A 19,793-nucleotide genomic window follows, 5' to 3' on the forward strand; every position below is an offset into this window, starting at 1 on the left:
CCCCGGCAAGGAGGCCCGTTCATGACAGATCGCTACGCCGTTTTCGGCAACCCCGTCGCCCAGTCGAAATCGCCGATGATCCACGCCCGGTTTGCCCAAGAATGCGGGCAGGACCTGACGTATGAGAAGATCCTCGCCCCGGTGGACGGCTTCGCGGCGGCGTTGCAGGCGTTTCGGGACGCGGGCGGCAAGGGCTGCAACGTGACGGCCCCGTTCAAGCTTGATGCCTTTGGACTGGCGACAGAAATGACCGACGATGCCCGGCTCGCCGGATCTGCAAACACGCTGCGCTTCACCGAAAACGGGATCAACGCGCATAATACCGACGGCGTGGGTCTCGTGCGCGATATTGAAGTTAACCTTGGCGTACCGCTCAAAGGCAAACGCGTTCTCTTTCTGGGCGCAGGCGGCGCGGTGCGCGGCGCGCTGTTGCCGTTCCTCAAAGCCGAGCCCGCCACGCTGGCGCTGCTCAACCGCAGCCCTGAAAAGGCCGAAACGCTGATCACCATGATGGCGGATTTCGGCACGGTTTCGCTCTGTGATCCCGACAAGAGCGATGGGTTCGACATCATTCTCAATGGCACCTCATCCAGCCTGACAGGGGCCTGCCCTGCCTTGCCGGACGGTGTGTTTGACGGCTGCGCGCTTTCCTACGATCTGACCTATGGCAAAGGGCTGACGCCTTTCTTGCAAGCGGCAAAGGCGGCCGCAGTACCGCATTTGGCGGACGGCGTAGGCATGCTGGTTGAACAGGCGGCGGAATCCTTTGCCTGGTGGCGCGGCATCAAGCCCGGCACGCGGGACATTATCCGGGATATGACCGTTCCGCTTGAGTAACGCGCTTAGCGGCTCAGACGCTCCAGAACCCGATCCAACTGCCGACCCTGACGGCTTTTCGCCGTGGGGGCGGTTTTGACGAGGTTGTAGTATTCAACCGGATCGTAATGAACCACATCAAGATGCAGGTTCTTTGCGGTCAAAAGACCAAGCGTCGCGAGCACCTGATAGGCCGCGATATGACGGTCAATGGTGGCGGAAATCAGCGTGGCGCGGGCGTCCAGCAGATCCTGCTCTGCATCGAGCACATCAACCGTTGTCCGCGCGCCAAGGGACGCTTCTTCGCGCACGCCGTTGAAGGCGATTTGCGCTGCACGCACTTGCCGCTCGCTTGCTTCAATACTCGCCGCTGCAACAGCCAGTGTTGCGTAGGCGGTGGAGACGTCCTGCGTAATCCCATGGCGGGTGGCATGCAGATTGCCCTTGGCCTGATCGCGCTGCGCCTTGACCTTGCGCACAACCGCGCTCAGCCGTCCGCCCTGATAGATCGGCCCTTCAGCGCCCAAGGTGATGGTTCCGGTGCGCGAATACGTGCCGTTGTTCAGCGAATCCGTGGCGCCGAGCCGACCGGACAGGCTGATCGTCGGCTTCATGTCGGCTTCTGCCTCTTTGATCGCATACTCAAGCGCGAGGATCTGGTGCTGTACCTGGCGAAGATCCGGATGGATGCGCAGTGCTGTCGCCTGCCCTTCCTTCTGCCCTGGCAGACGTGGAAGGGAACCTGGCGCGGAAAGTTTTCGCGGCGGGTGGCCGATCACGGACGTGTAGGTGGCCTTCGCGATTTCAAGATCGCCCTGCGCCCCGGCAAGAGCGCTGCGCGCGGACGCGAGGCTCGCCTCGGCCAAGGCAACGTCCGTGCGGGTAACCTCGCCCACCTCGAAACGATCCCGTGCAGCGCGCAGTTCCGTGGTAATAACGCGCACGTTGTTGTGGCGCAGGTTCACGATGGCCTGATTGCGGCGCACATTGAGATAGGCCGAAACCGCACCGAGCAAGATCTGCTGTTCAACCGAGATGAGCGCCTCGCGGGTGGCCAGTACGGTTTCTTTCGCCCCTTCCAGTGCCAGCTTGTTGCGGCCAAAATCGTACAGCGTATAGCTCCCGATCAGGGCCAAGGTTGTTTCGGTCGAGTTTACACGGCCCTGCGCTTGCAGGGTCTTGGAATAGCCGAAGGTCCGTTTGACCTCTGCCGCCCAGCTCAAGGTCGGGCGCAAAGATGCCATCGCAATGGCCACATCTTCGTCCGCCGCGCGCAGCACCGCCCGGTTCTGATCGAGGAGCCCGCTGTGATTGTAGGCGGATGTCAGAGCAGAGGCGAGGTTCTCCGCCATCGCTGCACCACTTGTCATGGCGGTGACCATGGCCGCGGCCACGAAACCCCTTACGGTCCGACGAAAAGTCATTTGCTCTGTCTTGCCCGGCATCCGTGCCACTCCACACCCAAGATTGCATTCTTTGGCTGCGCCGCGGGCGTTGTCCGCGGCGACTCGCTTACTAAACCAAGCGGTTCAGTCGTCTTCAACGCTTTTCTCTGCGCTCACGTGCGTCTGGTCAAGACAATCGAGAGTTTAGCACGCCAAGTTGAACGCAGGGTGGCAAATCCGGCACGCCTTACTGCGCCTTCAACTCCAGCCTCCGCCGGTGCAAAACCGGCTCCGTGTAGCCGGACGGCTGCACACGCCCTTCGAACACGAGATCACAAGCCGCCTTGTACGCGATCCCATCGAAGGCAGGTGCCATGGGCTGGTAAGCCGGATCACCGGCGTTCTGCCTGTCCACGACCTCTGCCATCTGCTGCATGATCTCGCTGACCTCCTGCCGGTTCACCACGTCATGGTGCAGCCAGTTGGCGATGTGTTGGGCACTGATCCGGCAGGTCGCGCGGTCTTCCATCAGGCCAACATCGTTGATGTCCGGCACTTTGGAGCAGCCGACACCCTGATCAATCCACCGCACCACATAACCAAGGATACCCTGCGCGTTGTTCTCAACCTCTCGGCGGATCTGCGCCTTGGTCCACTTGCGGTATGCCGCCAAGGGAATGTCGAGCAGCGCATCCACGTAAGCCCGCCGCCCGCCTGCAGCCAGTTTTGCCTGCACGGCTTTGACGTCCACCTTGTGATAATGCGTGGCGTGCAAAGTTGCCGCCGTGGGGGACGGCACCCAGGCACAGGTTGCACCGGCGCGGGGATGTTCGATCTTCTGTTCCAGCATCGCCGCCATGCTGTCCGGCTGTGCCCACATGCCTTTACCAATCTGCGCCTTGCCCAGTAGGCCGCATTCAAGGCCAATGTCGACATTCTGGTTCTCGTAGGCGGTGATCCACCCCTTGCGCTTGATGAAATCCTTGCGGCTGAACGGCCCCGCTTCCATTGAAGTGTGAATTTCGTCGCCCGTACGGTCAAGGAAACCCGTATTGATGAAACACACCCGATGCTTAGCGGCGCGGATGCATTCCTTGAGGTTCACGGAGGTGCGTCTCTCCTCGTCCATGATGCCAAGCTTCACAGTGTATTGCGGCAGGCCCAGCGCCGCTTCAACATGAGAGAAGATCGTATCGGCAAAAGCCACTTCTTCCGGCCCGTGCATTTTTGGTTTCACCACATAAACCGACCCGGCCACGGAGTTGCGCATTCCGTCAGCCTTCAGCAGATCATGTTTGGCGATGAGCACCGTGATCATCGCGTCCATCAACCCTTCGAAGATCTCCGCGCCATCGCGGGTCAGGATCGCAGGGTTGGTCATCAGGTGTCCCACGTTGCGGACCAGCAAGAGCGCACGCCCCTTTAGGCTCATGTCCGCGCCGTCAGGTGCCGTGAAGCTGCGATCCTCGTTCAGCCGCCGGGTCATGGGCTTGCCGCCCTTCTCGAAGGTCTCTTCCAGATCGCCCTTCATCAGGCCAAGCCAGTTGCGATAGGCTTGCGTCTTCTCCTCTGCATCGACGCAGGCGACCGAATCCTCGCAATCGACAATCGCCGACATGGCCGATTCAAGCCGAACATCGGCAAGGCCGGACGGTGTGGTTTTGCCGATGGGATGCGAGCGGTCGAAGACCAGTTCCACGTGCAGGCCATTGTTGCGGAGCAAAACGGATGTCGGCGCGTCCGCCGCGCCGGTGTAGCCGACAAAAGTCTCCGGTGTCTTCAGAGTCGAGCCGTCCACCTTCAGCGTCCCGTCTTCGACCAAGTAAGCCGTAGCCTTCACATGGCTTGTGCCGGAAAGCGGGAACGTCTCATCAAGGAACACAGCCGCCCGCGCAACAACCCGCGCCCCGCGCCCATCGTCAAAACCACCCGAAGGCACCGGCCCCATCGCATCGGTGCCATACAGACCGTCGTAAAAGCTGCCCCAGCGCGCATTTGCAGCGTTCAGCACAAAACGGGCGTTGGTCACAGGCACAACCAGCTGCGGGCCCGGCACGTCCGCGATTTCCGGATCAATATTTGATGTCTCTACAGAGAAATCGCCCTTTTCCGGAACGATATAGCCGATCTCTTCGAGGAATGCCTTATAGGCATCACGGTCGTGCGCGGCCCCGCGGTTCTCAACATGCCAGGCATCGATTTGGCCTTGGATCGCTTCGCGTTTCTCAAGCAAAGCGCGGTTTTTCGGACCAAGATCATGCGCCAGGGCAGACAGGCCCGCCCAAAATGCCTCTGCGCTCACTTGGGTTCCGGGAAGCACATCCTGTTCGATGAAAGCCGCAAGCTCCGCGGCAACCTGAAGGCCGTCGCGCTCCAGACGTTCGGTATCGTTTGATGGGTTCGTCACAGGCTTTCTCCCTTTTCCGCAGCATGATCGGTGTTCGCGAAACCGGTATGCCGATGTGCACAATGGGTACTTAGCTCGGTGATAGCAGAGCGCCCAGTCCAAGGGCAGAAAAGAATGCGTGCGCGGCGTTTGCAGCGCTCAAATGGTCTTTCAAAATTTTCAAGATAATCCGAGCGTTTTAAGCCCCGCCCGTGAAAACCGCATGAAAAAGGCGGGGATCACCCCCGCCTTCACAAACTCTTGCGATAATCGCTTTCGTCGGTCAGTGCACCGCGACCGGGGCCAGATCGTTCTGGCGTGCAATCACAAAGGCCAGATCGCGGTCCTTCACCACGGCAAGCCGCTCGCCTTCCGCGTTGTGAACCGCATAAACCTCATCAAGCCCGGCAAGCTCGACCTGCACATCATGGGGCAATTCGTCCGTTTTCACGGGACGGACATAAACCACGCGATCAGAGTTGAACTGAGAGAGATCCTGTTTCGTAAACATAGGCTTACCCCTTCTTGATCTGAATTGTCTGAACCACGGTCTCCGGGCGCTGGATCGTGAGATCCACGTGCAAAAGACCGTTTTCCATCACCGCCTCGCCCACTTCGACACCGTCGGCGAGCACAAAGCTGCGCTGGAACTGTCTGGATGCGATGCCGCGATGCAGGAATACGCGCTCTGAGCCGTCGTCGCGTTGGCGCCCGCGAATAACCAACTGCCGGTCCTCCACAGTGATCGACAAGTCCGATTCCGCAAAACCGGCAACGGCCAGCGTGATACGATACGAATCCTGCGCGGTTTGTTCGATGTTGAAAGGCGGGTAGCCCTCGGAGCTTTTGGCCGTGCGTTCCAGCAGGCGCTCCAATTGCTCGAAACCGAGCATATGGGGATAAGATCCCAGTGTCATTTTGGTCATCGACCCGTCCTTGAGTTAAGCGACAGTCAAAGTTCAGGCCCCGTTTCGGCGACCCGTCTAATGGAAATATGGGAAGACTGCCCGCTTTACGCAAGGGCTTTGCGGATTCGTTAAGAACCGTTATATTACAAGCCTGTGATCGCTGTACCCGAGGTCTGACATGAACGCACCTTCCGATATCTCCATGAAGACGGACGATGTGCTCCGCGTGGAGCTTGAGGTGTTCAAGCGCGAGCACCGCGATCTCGACGAATCCATCCGCGCGCTTCAGGACACAGGAACCGCCGATCAGATCACCCTGCAACGGCTGAAGAAGAAAAAACTGCGCCTCAAGGACAAGATCGCGATCATCGAAGATCGCCTGACGCCGGATATCATTGCCTGAGATTTATTGAGGCCAGAGGTTGGCTTCCTTCGCAAGGTCAACAGTGCGCCGCTGAATACGTGCGCCATTCAGTGCTTGAAGCTTCAAGACACCTGCGGACGGATCGGGTTCGGCCAATGCATCGCGCAGGATAGCTGCATCTTCCGCAAGCCCGGCCCGCTCCAGCGCCTCTGCCGCAAAAGGCAGCACCGTTGAAAAAGAAGGGTCCACGGGCTTGTAGTAAAAGCCCAGCATTCCGAGGTTGAGGTAGGTGTTGATCATCGTCAACATCAGCACATCCCGGCGCGTCTCCACCAAGGCATCAAATGGAAAGGGCGTGCCGGCCTGCCAAGGCTGTTCATTAAGGCAGGCCATGATGGAATACTCGAGCCAAGAGAGTTTCTCCGTTTCCGGCACCAAGCGGCGTCTTTCGTCAAAGCGGGCCGCAAAGTCCGCATCCGCTGCCAAAATCATCTGCACGGCCTGTGCGATAGATGGCTCTGCAGCCTGAAACGCAGTCAACTGCGCCAAAACCCAATCACTCAAAAGCCTAGTTTCTTCGGTGTCTGATTGGAAAAGCGCCAGAAGCTGCATCGTCCGCGATTCCGGTCCATCCTCCCAACCCGGCATTCCAGCGGCGATCCTTTCAAGGATGGCCTTTTGTGATGCCAATCCATTGCGCTCCAAGGCGTCCAGGACTGCTTCCCAAAGGACGTCAGGCCAAAGCGTCACCCAGGTTTCGAGGCCAACACCCTCGATCATCACCGAACTGACATAGCCCAGCAAAAGCACGTCTCGTTCGGATTGTGTTGGTATCGCTTGCAGTTGCGCCCATGCCCCCGAATTAAAGGGAGAAAGCGGCTGCCCATAAGTGATCGGAAACAAAGCCGAACCAACCACATGACCATCCGCCATGAGAACTTGCTCCATCGGGTAGACCGGGGCCTCTTCCCCCGGGCATTCCTGCGCCTGCGCCACGCCAGAAAACCCCGCAAAAACCACACCTATGCAAAACTGCTGCACCAGACGTTTCATACCGATACCCACGCTTGTTCCCGGCGGCGGCCCCTCATATAGTCCGCGCTTCTCAATGCTGGAGGGATGCATGGCAGAGATCAAGGTCGGAATTATCATGGGCAGCCAGTCGGATTGGCCGACCATGAAGGAAGCGGCGGATGTGCTCGATGAGCTTGGCGTTCCTTATGAGACAAAGATTGTCTCCGCCCACCGCACACCCGACCGGCTTTGGACCTATGGCAAGACCGCCGTGGAGCGTGGTTTGCAAGTGATCATCGCGGGCGCAGGAGGTGCCGCGCACTTGCCCGGCATGATGGCCTCCAAGACCCGCGTGCCGGTGATCGGCATTCCGGTGCAGACCAAGGCGCTCTCTGGTGTAGACAGCCTTTATTCCATTCTCCAGATGCCGCGCGGCTTTCCGGTGGCGACCATGGCGATTGGCGCGGCGGGGGCCAAGAACGGCGGGCTGATGGCCGCGGGCATTCTTGCCTTGCAGGATGAAGCGCTGGCGGCACGGTTGGATCAGTGGCGCGCGGACCTTTCTGCCTCCATCGCGGACGAGCCCGATCGCAGCGCTGTCTGACAAGGCCCCTTGAGCCAAGCGGCATTCCGTTCCAGAAGGGGCCAATCCCGCGATTCCCGCTTACAGGAGCTTTGCCATGACCACGCCTCTGCCCACCGGATCAACCATCGGTATCCTTGGCGGAGGCCAGCTTGGGCGGATGCTCTCGGTTGCGGCGAGCCGCCTCGGGTTCAAGACGCATATCTTTGAGCCGGGCGCAAACCCGCCTGCCGGAGACGTCGCGCATGCGGTGACAACGGCGCCGTATGAGGACGCAGCGGCGCTCAAGGCCTTTGCTGCAAGCGTTGATGTCATCACCTATGAGTTCGAGAACATCCCGACCTCGGCGCTCGACATTCTCGAAGCGATTAACCCGATCCATCCGAACCGTGAGGCGCTGCGGGTCAGTCAGGATCGTCTGACCGAAAAGACCTTCCTTGCGGACCTCGGTCTTGCAACGGCCCCTTTCGCAGACATCACCGATGCGGCTTCACTGGCGGAGGCGATTGAGACCATCGGCACCCCGTCGATCCTGAAAACACGCCGCTTTGGCTATGATGGCAAAGGGCAATCCCGCCTCAAGTCTGCCAATGATGCGGAGCAAGCTTTGGCGGACATGGCCGGCGCGCCAGCCATTCTCGAAGGGTTTGTCGATTTCTCTTTGGAAGTCTCTGTGATTGCCGCGCGCAGTCAGGACGGACAGGTTTCGGCCTACGATCCCGGCGAAAATGTCCACAAGGACGGCATTCTGAGCACCACAACGGTTCCCGCCAAACTGCCCGCGCGCTTGCAGACGGACGCCGTTTTGCTGGCTGGGCGCATTCTCAATGCGCTGGATTATGTTGGCGTCATGGGGGTCGAACTGTTTGTCACCCCCGGTCAGCTTATCGTCAACGAAATCGCCCCGCGCGTACACAACTCAGGCCACTGGACACAAAACGGCTGCGCGATCTGTCAGTTTGAACAACACATCCGCGCGGTGGCAGGTTGGCCTCTGGGTGACGGATCGCGGCACAGCGATGTCGTGATGGAGAACCTGATCGGCGACGATATGGACCGCGTGCCCGATCTGGCCAAGGACGGCAGCTGCGCCTTGCACCTTTACGGCAAAACCGAGACCAAACCCGGCCGCAAGATGGGGCACGTCAACCGGATCGTGAGCGCCTAGAAAAACCGCTCTGCCACCGCGCCGGACATAAAGGCCACCTGACCACCCGCGATCGTTGCCGCAATACGGCGGCTTTCGCGGTCCATGATCACGAGGTCGGCCCGTTTGCCGGGTTCCAGGCTTCCCCTGTCCTGCAAACCCAGGATCCGCGCCGGGCCGGAAGACACCAATTCCCAGGCCGCTGCCTCGTCAAGCAGGCCAAGCTCGACGCAACGCCACGCAGCGCGGGCCGGTGACGGGTAGTGGTAGTCCGAGGCCAGCGCATCACACAGACCTTCGGCGATGACGGACTGGGCCGAAATGTTCCCGGCATGGGAGGCCCCCCGCACCACGTTGGGTGCTCCAAGCACAACCGCTTCACCCGCGTCCTTGGCCGCCTGTGCCGCTTCCAGTGTCTCGGGAAACTCGGAAACTCTCACGCCGCGCGCACGCCACGCGGCCCGCCCTTCGGCGGTTTGGTCATCGTGACTGCCCATCAGCACGCCGCGCTGTGCAAGGCGCGCACAGAGATCATCGAGAGCCCCCGGCACATCCGGACCCTTGGCATGAAGATCGAGAAGGAACTGAAAGTAAGCCTCCGGATTCCGCCGGGACTTCAGCGCCTGCCCGGTGAGCCGCGGAGGTTTGCGGCCTTGCGCCAGACGATCGTGCGGCAGATGGTCGTTAAAGACGACATAGCCAATGCCGAATTGCTCCAGCGTCGCCTCAACTTCCGGGAAACTCTCAATCAGGTGGGTCTCCAGCCTCAATTGCAACCGCAAATCCACCGGCAGCGTGGGAGAGACGAGAGCCACACTTTCAAAGACTTCCCGCGCAAATTCGGGCCCTCGAAGCCCGCCTTCCCAACTCCAGAACTGCGCCAGAAATGCCGTGGTGATGCCGCAAGACGCCAGTTCAGCCGCCACGGCCAACATGCCTGCATCCCGTTCGCGCAATGCGCCCCGGCGTGGAGCCATGTGGCGCTCGAACCCGTCACCATGCGCGTCCACGATCCCCGGCAGTATATCGAAACCGGTTAGGTCGACAGACCGGCCGCCGTCTATCTGAACACGCCCCTCGGCCACCGATAACGGGCCGTCTTCAAATCCGCAGGGCCACAGAACCCGGGCCCCTTCCAGTCGCAACTCAAGTGTCATCGCAATCTCCGACGAGGCATTGCAATTGTTCCGCATCCAGCAGGTCCGTCCAGTCGAGCTCCGGGTCGAACCGCCCTTCTTCGAGAAACAGAGCGACCTGCGCCATGACACCGGGCGATTGCATCATATAGGTGTGGGTCACTGGCATCGTGATATGCGCTGCCATTCCCGTCACCTTTGTCGATTCCACGGAAACCTTGCCATCATCCAGTCCCGGGATGAGCGCAGAGAACACGGGATTCAGCGATTGCGATCCGGCAATGACCCCAAGTTCGAAATCCACAGGCGGAAGCAGCCTTGGAAGATCCGCAGCACCTGTGCCCAACTGCATCCCCGCCGGGCCATTGATCCATTGGAACAGGTCCAGACCGCCCAGTTCATCCACCAGTTCGCTGCCCTGATTGGGTGGCGCAAGCATGACAACGCGCCCGAGCCGGTCAGGCCGGTTGTCCGGGAGCCACGCCCGTAGCAAGATGCCACCCATGGAGTGCGTGACAAAATGTACGTCCCGATCCCCGCACGCGCTCACCGCCTGGGGCAGCGTCTCATCCGCCAACAGCTGAACGCGCCCTTCGGTAGAGGGGTAGCTTGGCAGGATCGTGTGAAACCCGCGCGCCGCAAGAACGCGCTCCATCACAATCAGCGAATACTCGGTCCGGGCCAGCCCGTGCAGCAGCACTACACAACCCGAAGCCGACGCCATCGGAGCCAAAAAGACCAGAGCAAGGAAAGCCAGAACACGCATGGCGCTGGCATAGCCTGTGCGCCCCGCCTAAGAAAGAGGGGAAAGGACGCCACCATGCCCAGCCCCCGCCTCGCCTGCCGCGCCGTCATCCTGTTGGAGAGCAAGCTGCTTCTGGTCAATGCATGGCCCGGCAACCAGAGTGACCTTTGGTGCGCGCCCGGAGGCGGTGTTGAGCGGGGCAGCAGCCTGCCGGAGAACCTCGCGCGCGAGGTGTTCGAGGAAACCGGCCTGACCGTAACGGTCGGAACGCCGTGCCTCATCAACGAGTTTCACGATCCGCGCAGCTCGTTTCATCAGGTCGAGGTTTTCTTCCGCTGCACGATCACTTCCGGGGCCGTGACCGACGACTGGCAGGATCCGGAAGGCATCGTGCACAAGCGGCGGTGGTTCACTCAGGCCGAGGTGGCGCAACTGCATTTGAAGCCGGACAGCCTGCGAACGATCCCTTGGTCCGAGGAGGTGCGCTATGATCCTTTGGAGGCTTTGGTCAAATAGGCAGGACCAAGGACCGAAAGAGCAATCCCGCCCAGGATCACAACCGAAGCCAACAGGAACTTGCCGGTCAGGGCCTCCTCGAGGAAAAGCATGCCTCCCGCCATCGCAATCGGCGGCACCGTCAGCTGGGCAACCGCTGCCAGAGCTGCGGGCAACTTCGGCAAGACGCTGTACCAAAGCGCATATCCCAAACCGGAGGTCACGGCGCCGGAAACCAGCGCCAGAACGACCCCCATCGGATCGGCCTGCAACCCGCCGAGGGGCGCACCACCAGACACCAGCCAGACAAACCCCGGAAACAGCAACCCCGCGAGGACGAAGTTCACCGCCGTATCCGCCAGCGCATCGCGGCTCCCACGGCCTGCGAGGGAATACAGTCCCCAGCCGATCCCCGCGAGGACCATCATGGCGACATTGCGCAGGTTGTCGGCGATATCCGCCCAAGGCCAAACCAGATACACCAGCCCCGCCAGGGCCAACAGCCCGCCGACAAGCCGCAGCGCGGGCATGGTTTCGCGCAGAACCGCAGCTCCGGCAAACATGGTTACTTGCACCGTGCCGAACAGCAGCAAGGCGCCAAGACCGGAGTCCATGCCGACATAAGCCTCTGTGAAGCCGATGATATAAAACAGCAAGCCCGGAACGGCGAAAACACGGGCCTTGCTCATGATCGCGACGCGCCGCCGGGTCCACAGGCAGAGCAGCCCAAGCATCAACGCACCGGACCACAGGCGCAGGGCACCGAAGCTGACAATGTCGGTCCCGCCGGACACGCCTGCGCGGGTCAAAACCGAGTTGGCCGCAAACGCGACCATGACCACGGCAACCAGTCCGAATAATTTCACCGCACCCTCTGCTCTTTACCTCTGACAAGAAACGCGACGGCCGCAAGACGGGACGGTGGGCGGGGCGAGGTTGGCCCTTGGCCAACCAGCGCCGCCCCCGGCCTCAGGCCACCAGCGTTTCGGCGACCTTGAGATCCACAGACACCAATTGCGAGACACCCTGCTCCTGCATGGTCACGCCAAACAGGCGGTCCATACGCGCCATGGTGACCGCATGGTGCGTGATGCACAAGAACCGCGTGTCCGTCCGGCGGCACATCTCGTCGAGCATGTCGCAGAAACGCGTAACGTTTGCGTCATCCAAAGGCGCATCCACTTCGTCGAGCACACAGATCGGCGCCGGATTGGCGAGGAAGACCGCAAAGATCAGCGCCAGCGCGGTCAACGTCTGCTCGCCGCCCGACAACAGTGACAGTGACGACAGCTTCTTGCCCGGCGGCTGGCACATGATTTCCAGCCCGGCCTCGAGTGGGTCGTCGCTTTCGACCATCACGAGATTGGCCTCACCACCGCCGAACAGATGTGTAAACAGCATGGCGAAGTTGCTGTTCACCTGCTCAAAGGCCGTCAAAAGACGCTCACGACCTTCACGATTCAGGCTGGAGATCCCGTTGCGCAGCGTCTTGATGGCTTCTTCAAGGTCGGATTTCTCTGCAACCAGCTCATCGTGCTCGGTCTGAACCTCCTTGGCGTCCTCCTCAGCCCGCAGATTGACGGCCCCAAGCGCATCGCGCTGCCGCTTCAACCGCGCCACGTCCGATTCCAGAGTGTCGGCCGCCGGCATCTCGTCAGGATTGGCCTGCAACTGCTCGAGCAAGTCCTGCGGCGTTGTCTGCTGATCTTCGGCAATACGCTCGGCGGCGGCAGCGACAGTTTCCTGCGCCGCTTCCATTCGGGCCTGCGCCGCCGCCCGCGCTTCGCGCGCTTCGCCTGCAAGACGCTCCGCCTCTCGTTCATTGGCCAAAGCTTCGCGCAGTGCGGTTTCAGCCGCGCTCAGAGCATCACTCGCCTCTGACTTACGCGCCTCCGCCGTGTCGATCTGGTAGGACAAATCCTCGCGCGTCTCGGAAAGCTCCGCCGGGACATCCATGGCCAAGGCCAGGTCGCCCTCGGTCTGCTGTTTGCGCTCCGCCAGTTCCCGCGCGCGCTTTTCCGCTGTCTCCAGACGGTGCCGCCAGCCGGACAGCTCCTTGGTCACCTGTTGCGAGCGCCCCTTGCGGGCCTCACCCTCGCGGCGCAACTCGTCATGTGCCGAGCGCCGCGCCATCATGGTCATGCGCGCGGCTTCGACCGTCATCTTTACGTCTTCGACCTGACCGCGCGCTTCATCAAGATCGTCCAAGTCCGCAACAGCGCGCTCCGCTTCGATCGTCTGCGCGCGCGCTGTCGCGTTTTCCTCCTGGAAGCGGCGAACCGCAAGCGAGGCGCTTTCCAGCTTACTCTCGGCCATGTCCCGATCGGCTTCCGCACGGTTCATCATGCGCGTTGCCTGCGTCAATGCCTGATCGGCCTCGCGCCGGGCCTCGCGCGCCTCGCGGTCCGCGCGGGTCAAATCGGCCAACCGTGCTGACAAGGCCTCATGAGCCGCTTGTGTTCCGTCAAGGCGCGCGGTCGCTGCCGCCATTTCCTGTTTCAGCGCTTCAAGTCGGTTCAACTGCTCCAGACGCAGCGCCGCGGCCGAAGGCTGATCTTCAGCCCATGCCCGGAACCCGTCCCATCGCCAAAGGTCTCCCTCTAGGCTGACCAATCGCTGGCCGGGTTGGAGCAGTGGTTGCAGACGATTGCCCTCATCCGTTGAAACCAAGCCAATCTGCGCCATACGGCGGCTGAGGACGTCCGGAACAGAGACATGCTGCGCCAAAGACGTGACCCCGGCGGGCAAAGGTTGATCGGAGTCGTATGCTGGCAAGACAGCCCAGCCGGTGGGTCCGTCCTCTTCGACTTCCGGGGCGCGCAGATCATCGGCCAAGGCCGCGCCAAGCGCCTTTTCAAAGCCTTGCTGAACCTGAAGGCGGTCTAGGATCTGGCCGCCCTCTGCCGTATCCCGATCCAGTAGGCGTGCCAGAGCCGTCACTTCAGCCCGCAAGGCATTGGTTTCGCCTTCGGCCTCGGAACGCTCCGCCCGCGCTTCGGCTTCACGCGACTGAGTTTCGGCCCGGTTCACCTCGGCTTCGGCGAGCACCGTTTCTGCGCGCTCCGCCATCTCGTGCGCATATTCCTGACGCTCGCGCGCTTCTTCCGCCGCCTCTGCGCTCTGTTCCAACGTCGCATTGGCTTGGGCCACGGCGTCTTGCGCGCGCTTCGCCTCCGTCTCGCTCCGCTCCAACGTTTTGCGGCAGTCCGACAGGTACCGTTGCGCTGATTGATGCCGGGCCGCCAAGCGCGCCACATCTTCGGTACGCTGGCTGAGGTCCGCTTCGCGTTCTTGCAAAACCGTCCCGGCTTCACGCGCCCCTTCGGCGGCGTCCTCCAGCCGCTCGTCATAGCCATCGGCGGCCTTGGCCAACTCCTTGGCTTCCCACTCAAGGCGCTCGATCGTGTCGCCTGCGTCCCGGTTCAGGCCCGCTTCGCGGTCCATGTCACGGGTCAGTTGCTCGATCCGGTTCGAAAGGGTCGCGATCCGCTCGCGCGCCTGCGTCTCCTGATCCGCGAGGGCATCGCGCTGAACCAGAAGGCGCTGCAGGACTGCTCCGGCAATGGCCTCTTCCTCACGCAGAGGCGGCAGCACATCTTCGCGCGCTTGTCGGACCGTTGCCCCGTCGCGCGCCAAAGCCTCCGTCCTGGCTGCTTTGGTCATCCTTGTGCGCAGGTCTTCCTCGGTGAGTAGCCGTGCTTCGTCCGCCTCGCGCCAACGGCGATAGAGCAACATGCCTTCCGCCTGTCGCAGGTCTTCGCCAATTGCCCGGTACCGCGCAGCCTGACGAGCCTGGCGCGCAAGTTGCCCCAATTGCCCGGCCAGTTGCTCGATCACATCATCGACGCGCAACAGGTTCGCTTCGGTGTTCTTGAGCTTCAGTTCCGCCTCATGGCGGCGCTGATAGAGCCCGCCGATCCCGGCGGCATCTTCCAGGACCTTGCGGCGATTCTTCGGCTTTGCATTGATCAGTTCGCTGATCTGCCCCTGACGCACCAACGCCGGGGAATGCGCCCCGGTGGATGCATCGGCAAAAAGCATCTGCACGTCCCGGGCGCGGGTGTCTTTGGCGTTGACCTTGTAGGCGCTCCCGACATCGCGCGTGATCCGCCGGGTGATTTCAAGCTGATCGCTGTCATTGAAGCCCGAAGGCGCAAGGCGTTCGGAGTTGTCGATGGTCAGGCAAACCTCGGCGAAATTCCGCGCCGGTCGAGAGGCGGCACCGGCGAAGATCACATCTTCCATGCCACCGCCGCGCATGGCTTTGGCGCGCGTTTCGCCCATGACCCAGCGCAAAGCTTCAAGCAGATTCGATTTGCCACAGCCGTTTGGCCCGACCACGCCAGTCAGACCGTCGGCGATCATCAGGTCCGTCGGATCGACGAAACTTTTGAAGCCGGTCAGTCTGAGTTTGTTGAAACGCACGCGTACGAGCCCCGATTCCACCTGAGGTCCGAATTTTGGAAGGAGAGAGGGGCGCGAGTCAACGCCTTGCGAGCCTATATCGCGCCTATCGGCACGTTATCCACAATATATTGGTGCACCGCGCCCGTATTGTTTCAATACTTCCCGCACTCCAAAGAGCCTGCAACCACCCCATCTCTGGCTTGCAGGGACAGGATATCACAGTAGAGCGTACGACTGCGTTTTGGTTTCTTGGGAGGCTTTTCACCTGCACAAGACATGCCGATCAGCATCATCGCAGGATCACCTTCCACCCAGGCCGCCTTGCACCCTGTTTGGATTTGCGCCGCGATCCCGGCCTTTCGAGCCACAGCCTCAAACCGAGGGAGCATCTCCGGGTTTGTTCGCGTTGCCTCGACGATGTTCCCGCGAATCCGAAGCGTAAACTTCGAACCTTCAAACTCTGTCTTGATAGGGTCCACGCCCCGGAAGCCCGGTCCGCCCATGCCACAGGCGGAAACGCTCATAATGACCATGCACAAAAAATATCGCATGGTTTCAGCTTCCGGGAAGTTGGTTACCAAAGGATTAAGCCGTGAGCGGCGGGACGGAGTCTTTTCTATTTACATTCCTGTTTTCGAATGTATATTACATTCCAAAGTTAGAATGTTAATTCAGGAGGCCGTCATGGCTGAGACTCAAACCCGCCCGGCGGACAATTACTCGCCGATCTATTTCCTCGCTTCACTCGGCACCGGTGGCCTTGCCGTCACCTTTTTCATGTTCCTGATGTTCTGGGTGCCCCATCCCGGCCGGCCCGTTCCGATCTTCGAAGACATCGCGGCGGCCTGGGCCACGGGTGGCGTTCCGATGCAGAGTGCCATTGCCGTTGCGGTCATTGGCATCGCCTTTTTCGCCTTCCTCAACATCAAGACACTGATCTGGAACCTGACCGCGTTTAGCGCGTTCAAGAAGACACCGGCTTATGAGTCCCTACGCAACTCGAACGCTGAATCGACCGTCCTTGCCATGCCCCTCGCGCTTGCCATGTCGGTAAACGCGATGTTCATCGTTGGGCTCGTCTTTGTGCCCAAGCTCTGGACCATTGTGGAATACCTCTTCCCGATGGCGATGGTTGCCTTTGGCCTGATCGCGGTTCTGGCTTTCCGCCAGATCGGGTCTTTCCTTGGCCGCGTGCTGTCCAAAGGCGGCATCTTTGATGTCACCGCACATAACTCCTTTGCGCAGCTGACCCCGGCCTTTGCCGTATCGATGATTGCCGTTGGCTTTGCCGCTCCCGCCGCCATGAGCACCAACCCGACAACTGTCGCCACGGCGCTCGTTATCTCGACCGTGTTGGCCGTGATTGCTGTACTCTATACGGTCTTTGCCGCCGTTACCGCAGTGAACTCCATGCTGCACTACGGCACCGCACGCGAAGCAGGCCCGACCCTCATGATCGTAGTGCCGATCGTCACGGTGCTGTCGATCCTCATGATGCGTCAGGACCACGGGTTGCACACCACCTTTGACGCTCATGGCAACGCTGGCGAAACGATGGTCTTTCTGGCGCGTATGCTCTCCATCCAGATCGCCTTCCTCGGCCTCGGCATGGTGGTTCTCAAAGCGCAAGGGTATTTCAAGGATTTCGTAATTGGCTCCAAGACGTCCCCCGGCTCCTATGCTCTTGTCTGCCCCTTCGTCGCCTTCAGTGTCCTGATGCACTTCTTCATCAACAAAGGCCTCGTTGCGGCTGAGGTGATCACCAAGTTCGGTACGGCTTACTGGGCCATTACAGCCATCGCCATCGCCTTCCAGCTTGTCGCAATTGCTCTGGTGCTCCGTCTCAACAAACAGCACTTCACCCGGTCCACCCCGGCTGCAGTGCCCGCAGAGTAAGCCCCCGATCAGATAACAAAAAAGGCCGGGTTTTATGACCCGGCCTTTTGCATGTCAGAACCGGACTTCGACGTCCGGAAGCTTCAGCGCCTTGATCAGATCCCGAAGCTCCTGCCGTGCGGCAACGTTCGAGATATTGAGTTGTTTGACCCCGACATCCTTGAGATCCAGAAGTGTCAGACCTCTCGGGAAAAGCTCCCGAAACACCACGCGTTCCGAAAAACCCGGCGCTACGCGGAACCCGATGCGCTTGGACAGCTTGGACAGCGCGCGCTCCATCTTCATCTTGTTGACCATCTGCTGCGCACCAAGACGATTGCGGACAACGACCCAATCAATGGGCTTCAATCCCGCTTGCGCCCGCAATTGCCGCGCGCCCCAAACCATCTCTGAATAGACCGACGGACCGAGGATCTTCTCGCTGTCATTATCGATCCGGGCAAGCAAATCAAAGTCGACAAAGCTGTCGTTGAGCGGCGTGATCAGCGTGTCGGCGAGCGAATGTGCAACCTGACTCAGACGTGTGTGCGAGCCCGGGCAATCGATCAGGATAAAATCGCAGTTCGGTTCCAAGTCCGCGACAGCGCGACTGAGACGGTGATCATGCGCGTTTTCACCGGGAGCAAGGCTGGCCGAATCCACTTCCGGAAGTTCAGCATACATCGGGCTGGCCAGCTCTATCCCGAGCTGACCCAAATGCTTCGCGCGATTCTCCGTGTAGCGGCCAAGAGTCTTTTGACGAAGATCCAGGTCCATCACGCCAACACGATGGCCCAAACGGGCCAGGGCGGTCGCGACGTGCATGGAAACCGTCGATTTACCGGCTCCGCCCTTCTCGTTTCCGACAACAATGATATGTGCCACGACTGCGCCCCCTATAGCCCCACATGTTCCCCGGTGGAGTTCCGCTCAAACAGTATCTTGTGGGGCGCGTCAAGAAAAGTGCGATGCTCAATTGCACACTTTCAATAGCCTTTGACATGCAAAAAAGGCCCGTCGGTTTCGCGACGGGCCTTCTTTGATAGAGCGTTGTTCAACGCTTAGTGCAGCTTGGCGCCAACCTGTGCAATCGAGTCGTCGATCAGTTTGCCAGCGTCCGCTTTGGACATCTGCTTGGCCACAACTTCGCGCGCTGCAGAGACAGCCACGGAAGCAGCGCGATCACGCACTTCCTTGATAGCGCTCGCCTCGGCGGAGGCGATCTGCGATTCGGCACCGGCAAGGCGACGCTTGATCGAGTCTGCGATATCGGCCTTGGCTTGCTCGGCCGCGATCTGCGCTTCTTCCTTGGCGTGGGCGATGATGCGCTCCGCCTGTTCAGAGACTTCCTGCGACTTGCGCTCGTAGCTTGCCAGAAGGGCCTGAGCCTCTTCACGCAGCGCGCGCGCCTCGTCGAGCTCTGACTTGATGTCGTCGGAGCGCTTGTCGAGCATCTTGCCCAACATGCCCGGCACTTTGAAGTACACGACCACAGCAAGGAAGAGCAGGAAACCAAGCAGCACAACAAAATCAGTGTTGCCCAGCGAGAAGAACGGGCCGGATGCGGCCAGCGCAGGGGATGCCAGAGACCCGGCGAGTGCGGTTGGGATGATCAGCTTGCGCATGAGAATTACCCTTTCACTCGGGCCGTGACGGCCGCCGCGATGGCTGCGTCGTCTGCCTTGCCACCCAGTGCGGTGACGATGGCAGCGGCAGTGTCCTTGGCCACTTCTTCAACGGCGTCCACAGCAGATGCGCGGATTTCGTCGATGGCCTTCGCAGACTCGGCTGCCTTGGCAGAAATTTCTTCGTCAGCCTTTGCCAGAGCAGCGTCAAGCTCGCCCTTGATGTCATCGCGGGTTTTCTGCGCGATGGCCTGTGCTTCGGCTTTCGCATCGGCCAGCGCCTTTTCGTAAGCGGCTTCGGCGTCTTCGGCCTTGCGCTTCAGCTGTTCGGCGGCAGCGATGTCATTTGTGATAGTTCCCTGACGTTCCGCCAGAACCGAGGCAATCCTCGGCAGGGCGATGCGCGAAAGAACAAAGAAGATCACGACAAGCGTGATGACCAGCCAGAAGATCTGGTTGGGGATCCATTCGCCGCAAAGCTGCGGCATCCCGATGGCGGAGCCATAGGAGTCCACACAGGCGCTGACCGCCTGAGCCGCGTGCTCTGCTCCGTGGGTTTCGGTCGCCATGTTGTCCTCCGTCGGAACGTTGTCTCTACAACGGGCGGCGCGTCATGCGCCCCGCCCGTGCGTAAGGATCGGTGTTCCGTGGATTAGACGGCGAACATCAGCAGCAGCGAAACGAGGAAGGCAAAGATGCCCAGTGCTTCCGCGAATGCGATGCCGATGAAGAGGGTTGCAGTCTGCGAAGCAGCTGCGGACGGGTTGCGCAGAGCGCCGGCAAGGAAGTTGCCTGCAACGTTACCCACCCCGATTGCGGCTGCGCCGGAACCGATTGCTGCCAGGCCTGCGCCGATGTGTGCGAGATCGCCTTCCATAGTCCTATCTCCTTACGATTGGAAGTTGAG

At 60.7% G+C, this 19,793-nt stretch carries 20 protein-coding genes; 6 read left to right on the forward strand and 14 right to left on the reverse strand.

From position 1 onward, the window contains the following. Positions 1-21: 21 nt before the first annotated feature. The gene (gene aroE / locus E4662_RS12505; RefSeq protein ID WP_136441912.1) at positions 22-837 is read left to right on the forward strand and encodes a shikimate dehydrogenase; all 816 of its coding nucleotides are present in this window, start codon (positions 22-24) and stop codon (positions 835-837) included. A gap of 5 nt (positions 838-842) precedes the next feature. Here the strand turns inward: aroE and E4662_RS12510 are convergent, their stop codons facing one another. From E4662_RS12510 to E4662_RS12525, 4 genes are all read right to left on the reverse strand, one after another. Beyond that, positions 843-2,240 (reverse strand): TolC family outer membrane protein, encoded by a 1,398-nt coding sequence (locus tag E4662_RS12510; RefSeq protein WP_136441913.1) that lies wholly within the window; start codon positions 2,238-2,240, stop codon positions 843-845. Positions 2,241-2,448: 208 nt separating this feature from the next. Next, positions 2,449-4,608: a malate synthase G gene (locus E4662_RS12515; protein ID WP_136441914.1), complete on the reverse strand. Its 2,160-nt coding sequence runs from the start codon at positions 4,606-4,608 to the stop codon at positions 2,449-2,451. A gap of 262 nt (positions 4,609-4,870) precedes the next feature. Further along, on the reverse strand, positions 4,871-5,098 hold the full coding sequence (locus E4662_RS12520; protein ID WP_136441915.1) for a DUF1150 family protein: 228 nt from the start codon (positions 5,096-5,098) through the stop codon (positions 4,871-4,873). A 4-nt stretch (positions 5,099-5,102) separates the two neighbouring features. Further along, positions 5,103-5,513, reverse strand: coding sequence for an Hsp20 family protein (locus E4662_RS12525; protein WP_136441916.1), 411 nt, complete (start codon positions 5,511-5,513; stop codon positions 5,103-5,105). Between the two features lie 160 nt (positions 5,514-5,673). Here E4662_RS12525 and E4662_RS12530 point away from each other — a divergent pair, with 160 nt between their 5' ends. Continuing rightward, complete coding sequence (locus E4662_RS12530) at positions 5,674-5,898, forward strand: YdcH family protein (protein ID WP_136441917.1); 225 nt, start codon at positions 5,674-5,676, stop codon at positions 5,896-5,898. A 3-nt stretch (positions 5,899-5,901) separates the two neighbouring features. Here the strand turns inward: E4662_RS12530 and E4662_RS12535 are convergent, their stop codons facing one another. Beyond that, the gene (locus E4662_RS12535) at positions 5,902-6,792 is read right to left on the reverse strand and encodes a hypothetical protein (protein ID WP_136441918.1); all 891 of its coding nucleotides are present in this window, start codon (positions 6,790-6,792) and stop codon (positions 5,902-5,904) included. Positions 6,793-6,982: 190 nt separating this feature from the next. Here E4662_RS12535 and purE point away from each other — a divergent pair, with 190 nt between their 5' ends. Together purE and E4662_RS12545 are read left to right on the forward strand one after the other, a co-directional pair. Next, positions 6,983-7,477 (forward strand): 5-(carboxyamino)imidazole ribonucleotide mutase, encoded by a 495-nt coding sequence (gene purE / locus E4662_RS12540; protein WP_136441919.1) that lies wholly within the window; start codon positions 6,983-6,985, stop codon positions 7,475-7,477. Positions 7,478-7,553: 76 nt separating this feature from the next. Continuing rightward, a complete protein-coding gene (locus E4662_RS12545) occupies positions 7,554-8,624 on the forward strand; it encodes a 5-(carboxyamino)imidazole ribonucleotide synthase (protein ID WP_136441920.1) in 1,071 nt (356 codons plus the stop codon). On the opposite strand, the gene E4662_RS12550 is transcribed toward E4662_RS12545, so the two are convergent. Together E4662_RS12550 and E4662_RS12555 are read right to left on the reverse strand one after the other, a co-directional pair. Then, a complete protein-coding gene (locus tag E4662_RS12550) occupies positions 8,621-9,760 on the reverse strand; it encodes an alpha-D-ribose 1-methylphosphonate 5-triphosphate diphosphatase (RefSeq protein WP_136441921.1) in 1,140 nt (379 codons plus the stop codon). The genes E4662_RS12545 and E4662_RS12550 overlap by 4 nt on opposite strands. Beyond that, positions 9,750-10,505 carry an esterase/lipase family protein gene (locus tag E4662_RS12555; RefSeq protein ID WP_136441922.1) on the reverse strand — a complete coding sequence of 252 codons (756 nt, stop codon included), beginning with the start codon at positions 10,503-10,505 and terminating at the stop codon, positions 9,750-9,752. Before E4662_RS12555 ends, E4662_RS12550 begins: the two co-directional genes overlap by 11 nt. A gap of 54 nt (positions 10,506-10,559) precedes the next feature. Here E4662_RS12555 and E4662_RS12560 point away from each other — a divergent pair, with 54 nt between their 5' ends. Next, on the forward strand, positions 10,560-11,000 hold the full coding sequence (locus E4662_RS12560) for an NUDIX domain-containing protein (RefSeq protein ID WP_136441923.1): 441 nt from the start codon (positions 10,560-10,562) through the stop codon (positions 10,998-11,000). On the opposite strand, the gene E4662_RS12565 is transcribed toward E4662_RS12560, so the two are convergent. The 3 genes from E4662_RS12565 to E4662_RS12575 all read right to left on the reverse strand — a co-directional run bounded on the left by E4662_RS12565 (position 10,970) and on the right by E4662_RS12575 (position 15,967). Then, positions 10,970-11,845 carry a DMT family transporter gene (locus tag E4662_RS12565; protein WP_136441924.1) on the reverse strand — a complete coding sequence of 292 codons (876 nt, stop codon included), beginning with the start codon at positions 11,843-11,845 and terminating at the stop codon, positions 10,970-10,972. The two genes, E4662_RS12560 and E4662_RS12565, sit on opposite strands and share 31 nt — an antisense overlap. 103 nt (positions 11,846-11,948) lie before the next feature. Then, positions 11,949-15,404: a chromosome segregation protein SMC gene (smc, locus tag E4662_RS12570; RefSeq protein ID WP_136441925.1), complete on the reverse strand. Its 3,456-nt coding sequence runs from the start codon at positions 15,402-15,404 to the stop codon at positions 11,949-11,951. A gap of 134 nt (positions 15,405-15,538) precedes the next feature. Beyond that, the gene (locus E4662_RS12575; RefSeq protein ID WP_240705182.1) at positions 15,539-15,967 is read right to left on the reverse strand and encodes a hypothetical protein; all 429 of its coding nucleotides are present in this window, start codon (positions 15,965-15,967) and stop codon (positions 15,539-15,541) included. Positions 15,968-16,070: 103 nt separating this feature from the next. Here E4662_RS12575 and E4662_RS12580 point away from each other — a divergent pair, with 103 nt between their 5' ends. After that, a complete protein-coding gene (locus tag E4662_RS12580; protein WP_136441926.1) occupies positions 16,071-17,282 on the forward strand; it encodes a TsoY family (seleno)protein in 1,212 nt (403 codons plus the stop codon). A 54-nt stretch (positions 17,283-17,336) separates the two neighbouring features. Here the strand turns inward: E4662_RS12580 and E4662_RS12585 are convergent, their stop codons facing one another. The 4 genes from E4662_RS12585 to E4662_RS12600 form a co-directional block, all read right to left on the reverse strand. Next, on the reverse strand, positions 17,337-18,146 hold the full coding sequence (locus tag E4662_RS12585) for a division plane positioning ATPase MipZ (protein WP_136441927.1): 810 nt from the start codon (positions 18,144-18,146) through the stop codon (positions 17,337-17,339). A 176-nt stretch (positions 18,147-18,322) separates the two neighbouring features. Then, positions 18,323-18,886, reverse strand: a complete 564-nt coding sequence (locus E4662_RS12590) for a F0F1 ATP synthase subunit B (protein ID WP_136441928.1) — start codon at positions 18,884-18,886, stop codon at positions 18,323-18,325. Positions 18,887-18,891: 5 nt separating this feature from the next. Continuing rightward, positions 18,892-19,455, reverse strand: coding sequence for a F0F1 ATP synthase subunit B' (locus tag E4662_RS12595; protein WP_136441929.1), 564 nt, complete (start codon positions 19,453-19,455; stop codon positions 18,892-18,894). A gap of 83 nt (positions 19,456-19,538) precedes the next feature. Then, on the reverse strand, positions 19,539-19,763 hold the full coding sequence (locus E4662_RS12600) for a F0F1 ATP synthase subunit C (protein WP_005981269.1): 225 nt from the start codon (positions 19,761-19,763) through the stop codon (positions 19,539-19,541). Between the last annotated feature and the right edge of the window lie 30 nt (positions 19,764-19,793).

It is taken from the genome of Pacificoceanicola onchidii, from assembly GCF_004804335.1.
GTDB classification, from domain to species: domain Bacteria; phylum Pseudomonadota; class Alphaproteobacteria; order Rhodobacterales; family Rhodobacteraceae; genus Pacificoceanicola; species Pacificoceanicola onchidii.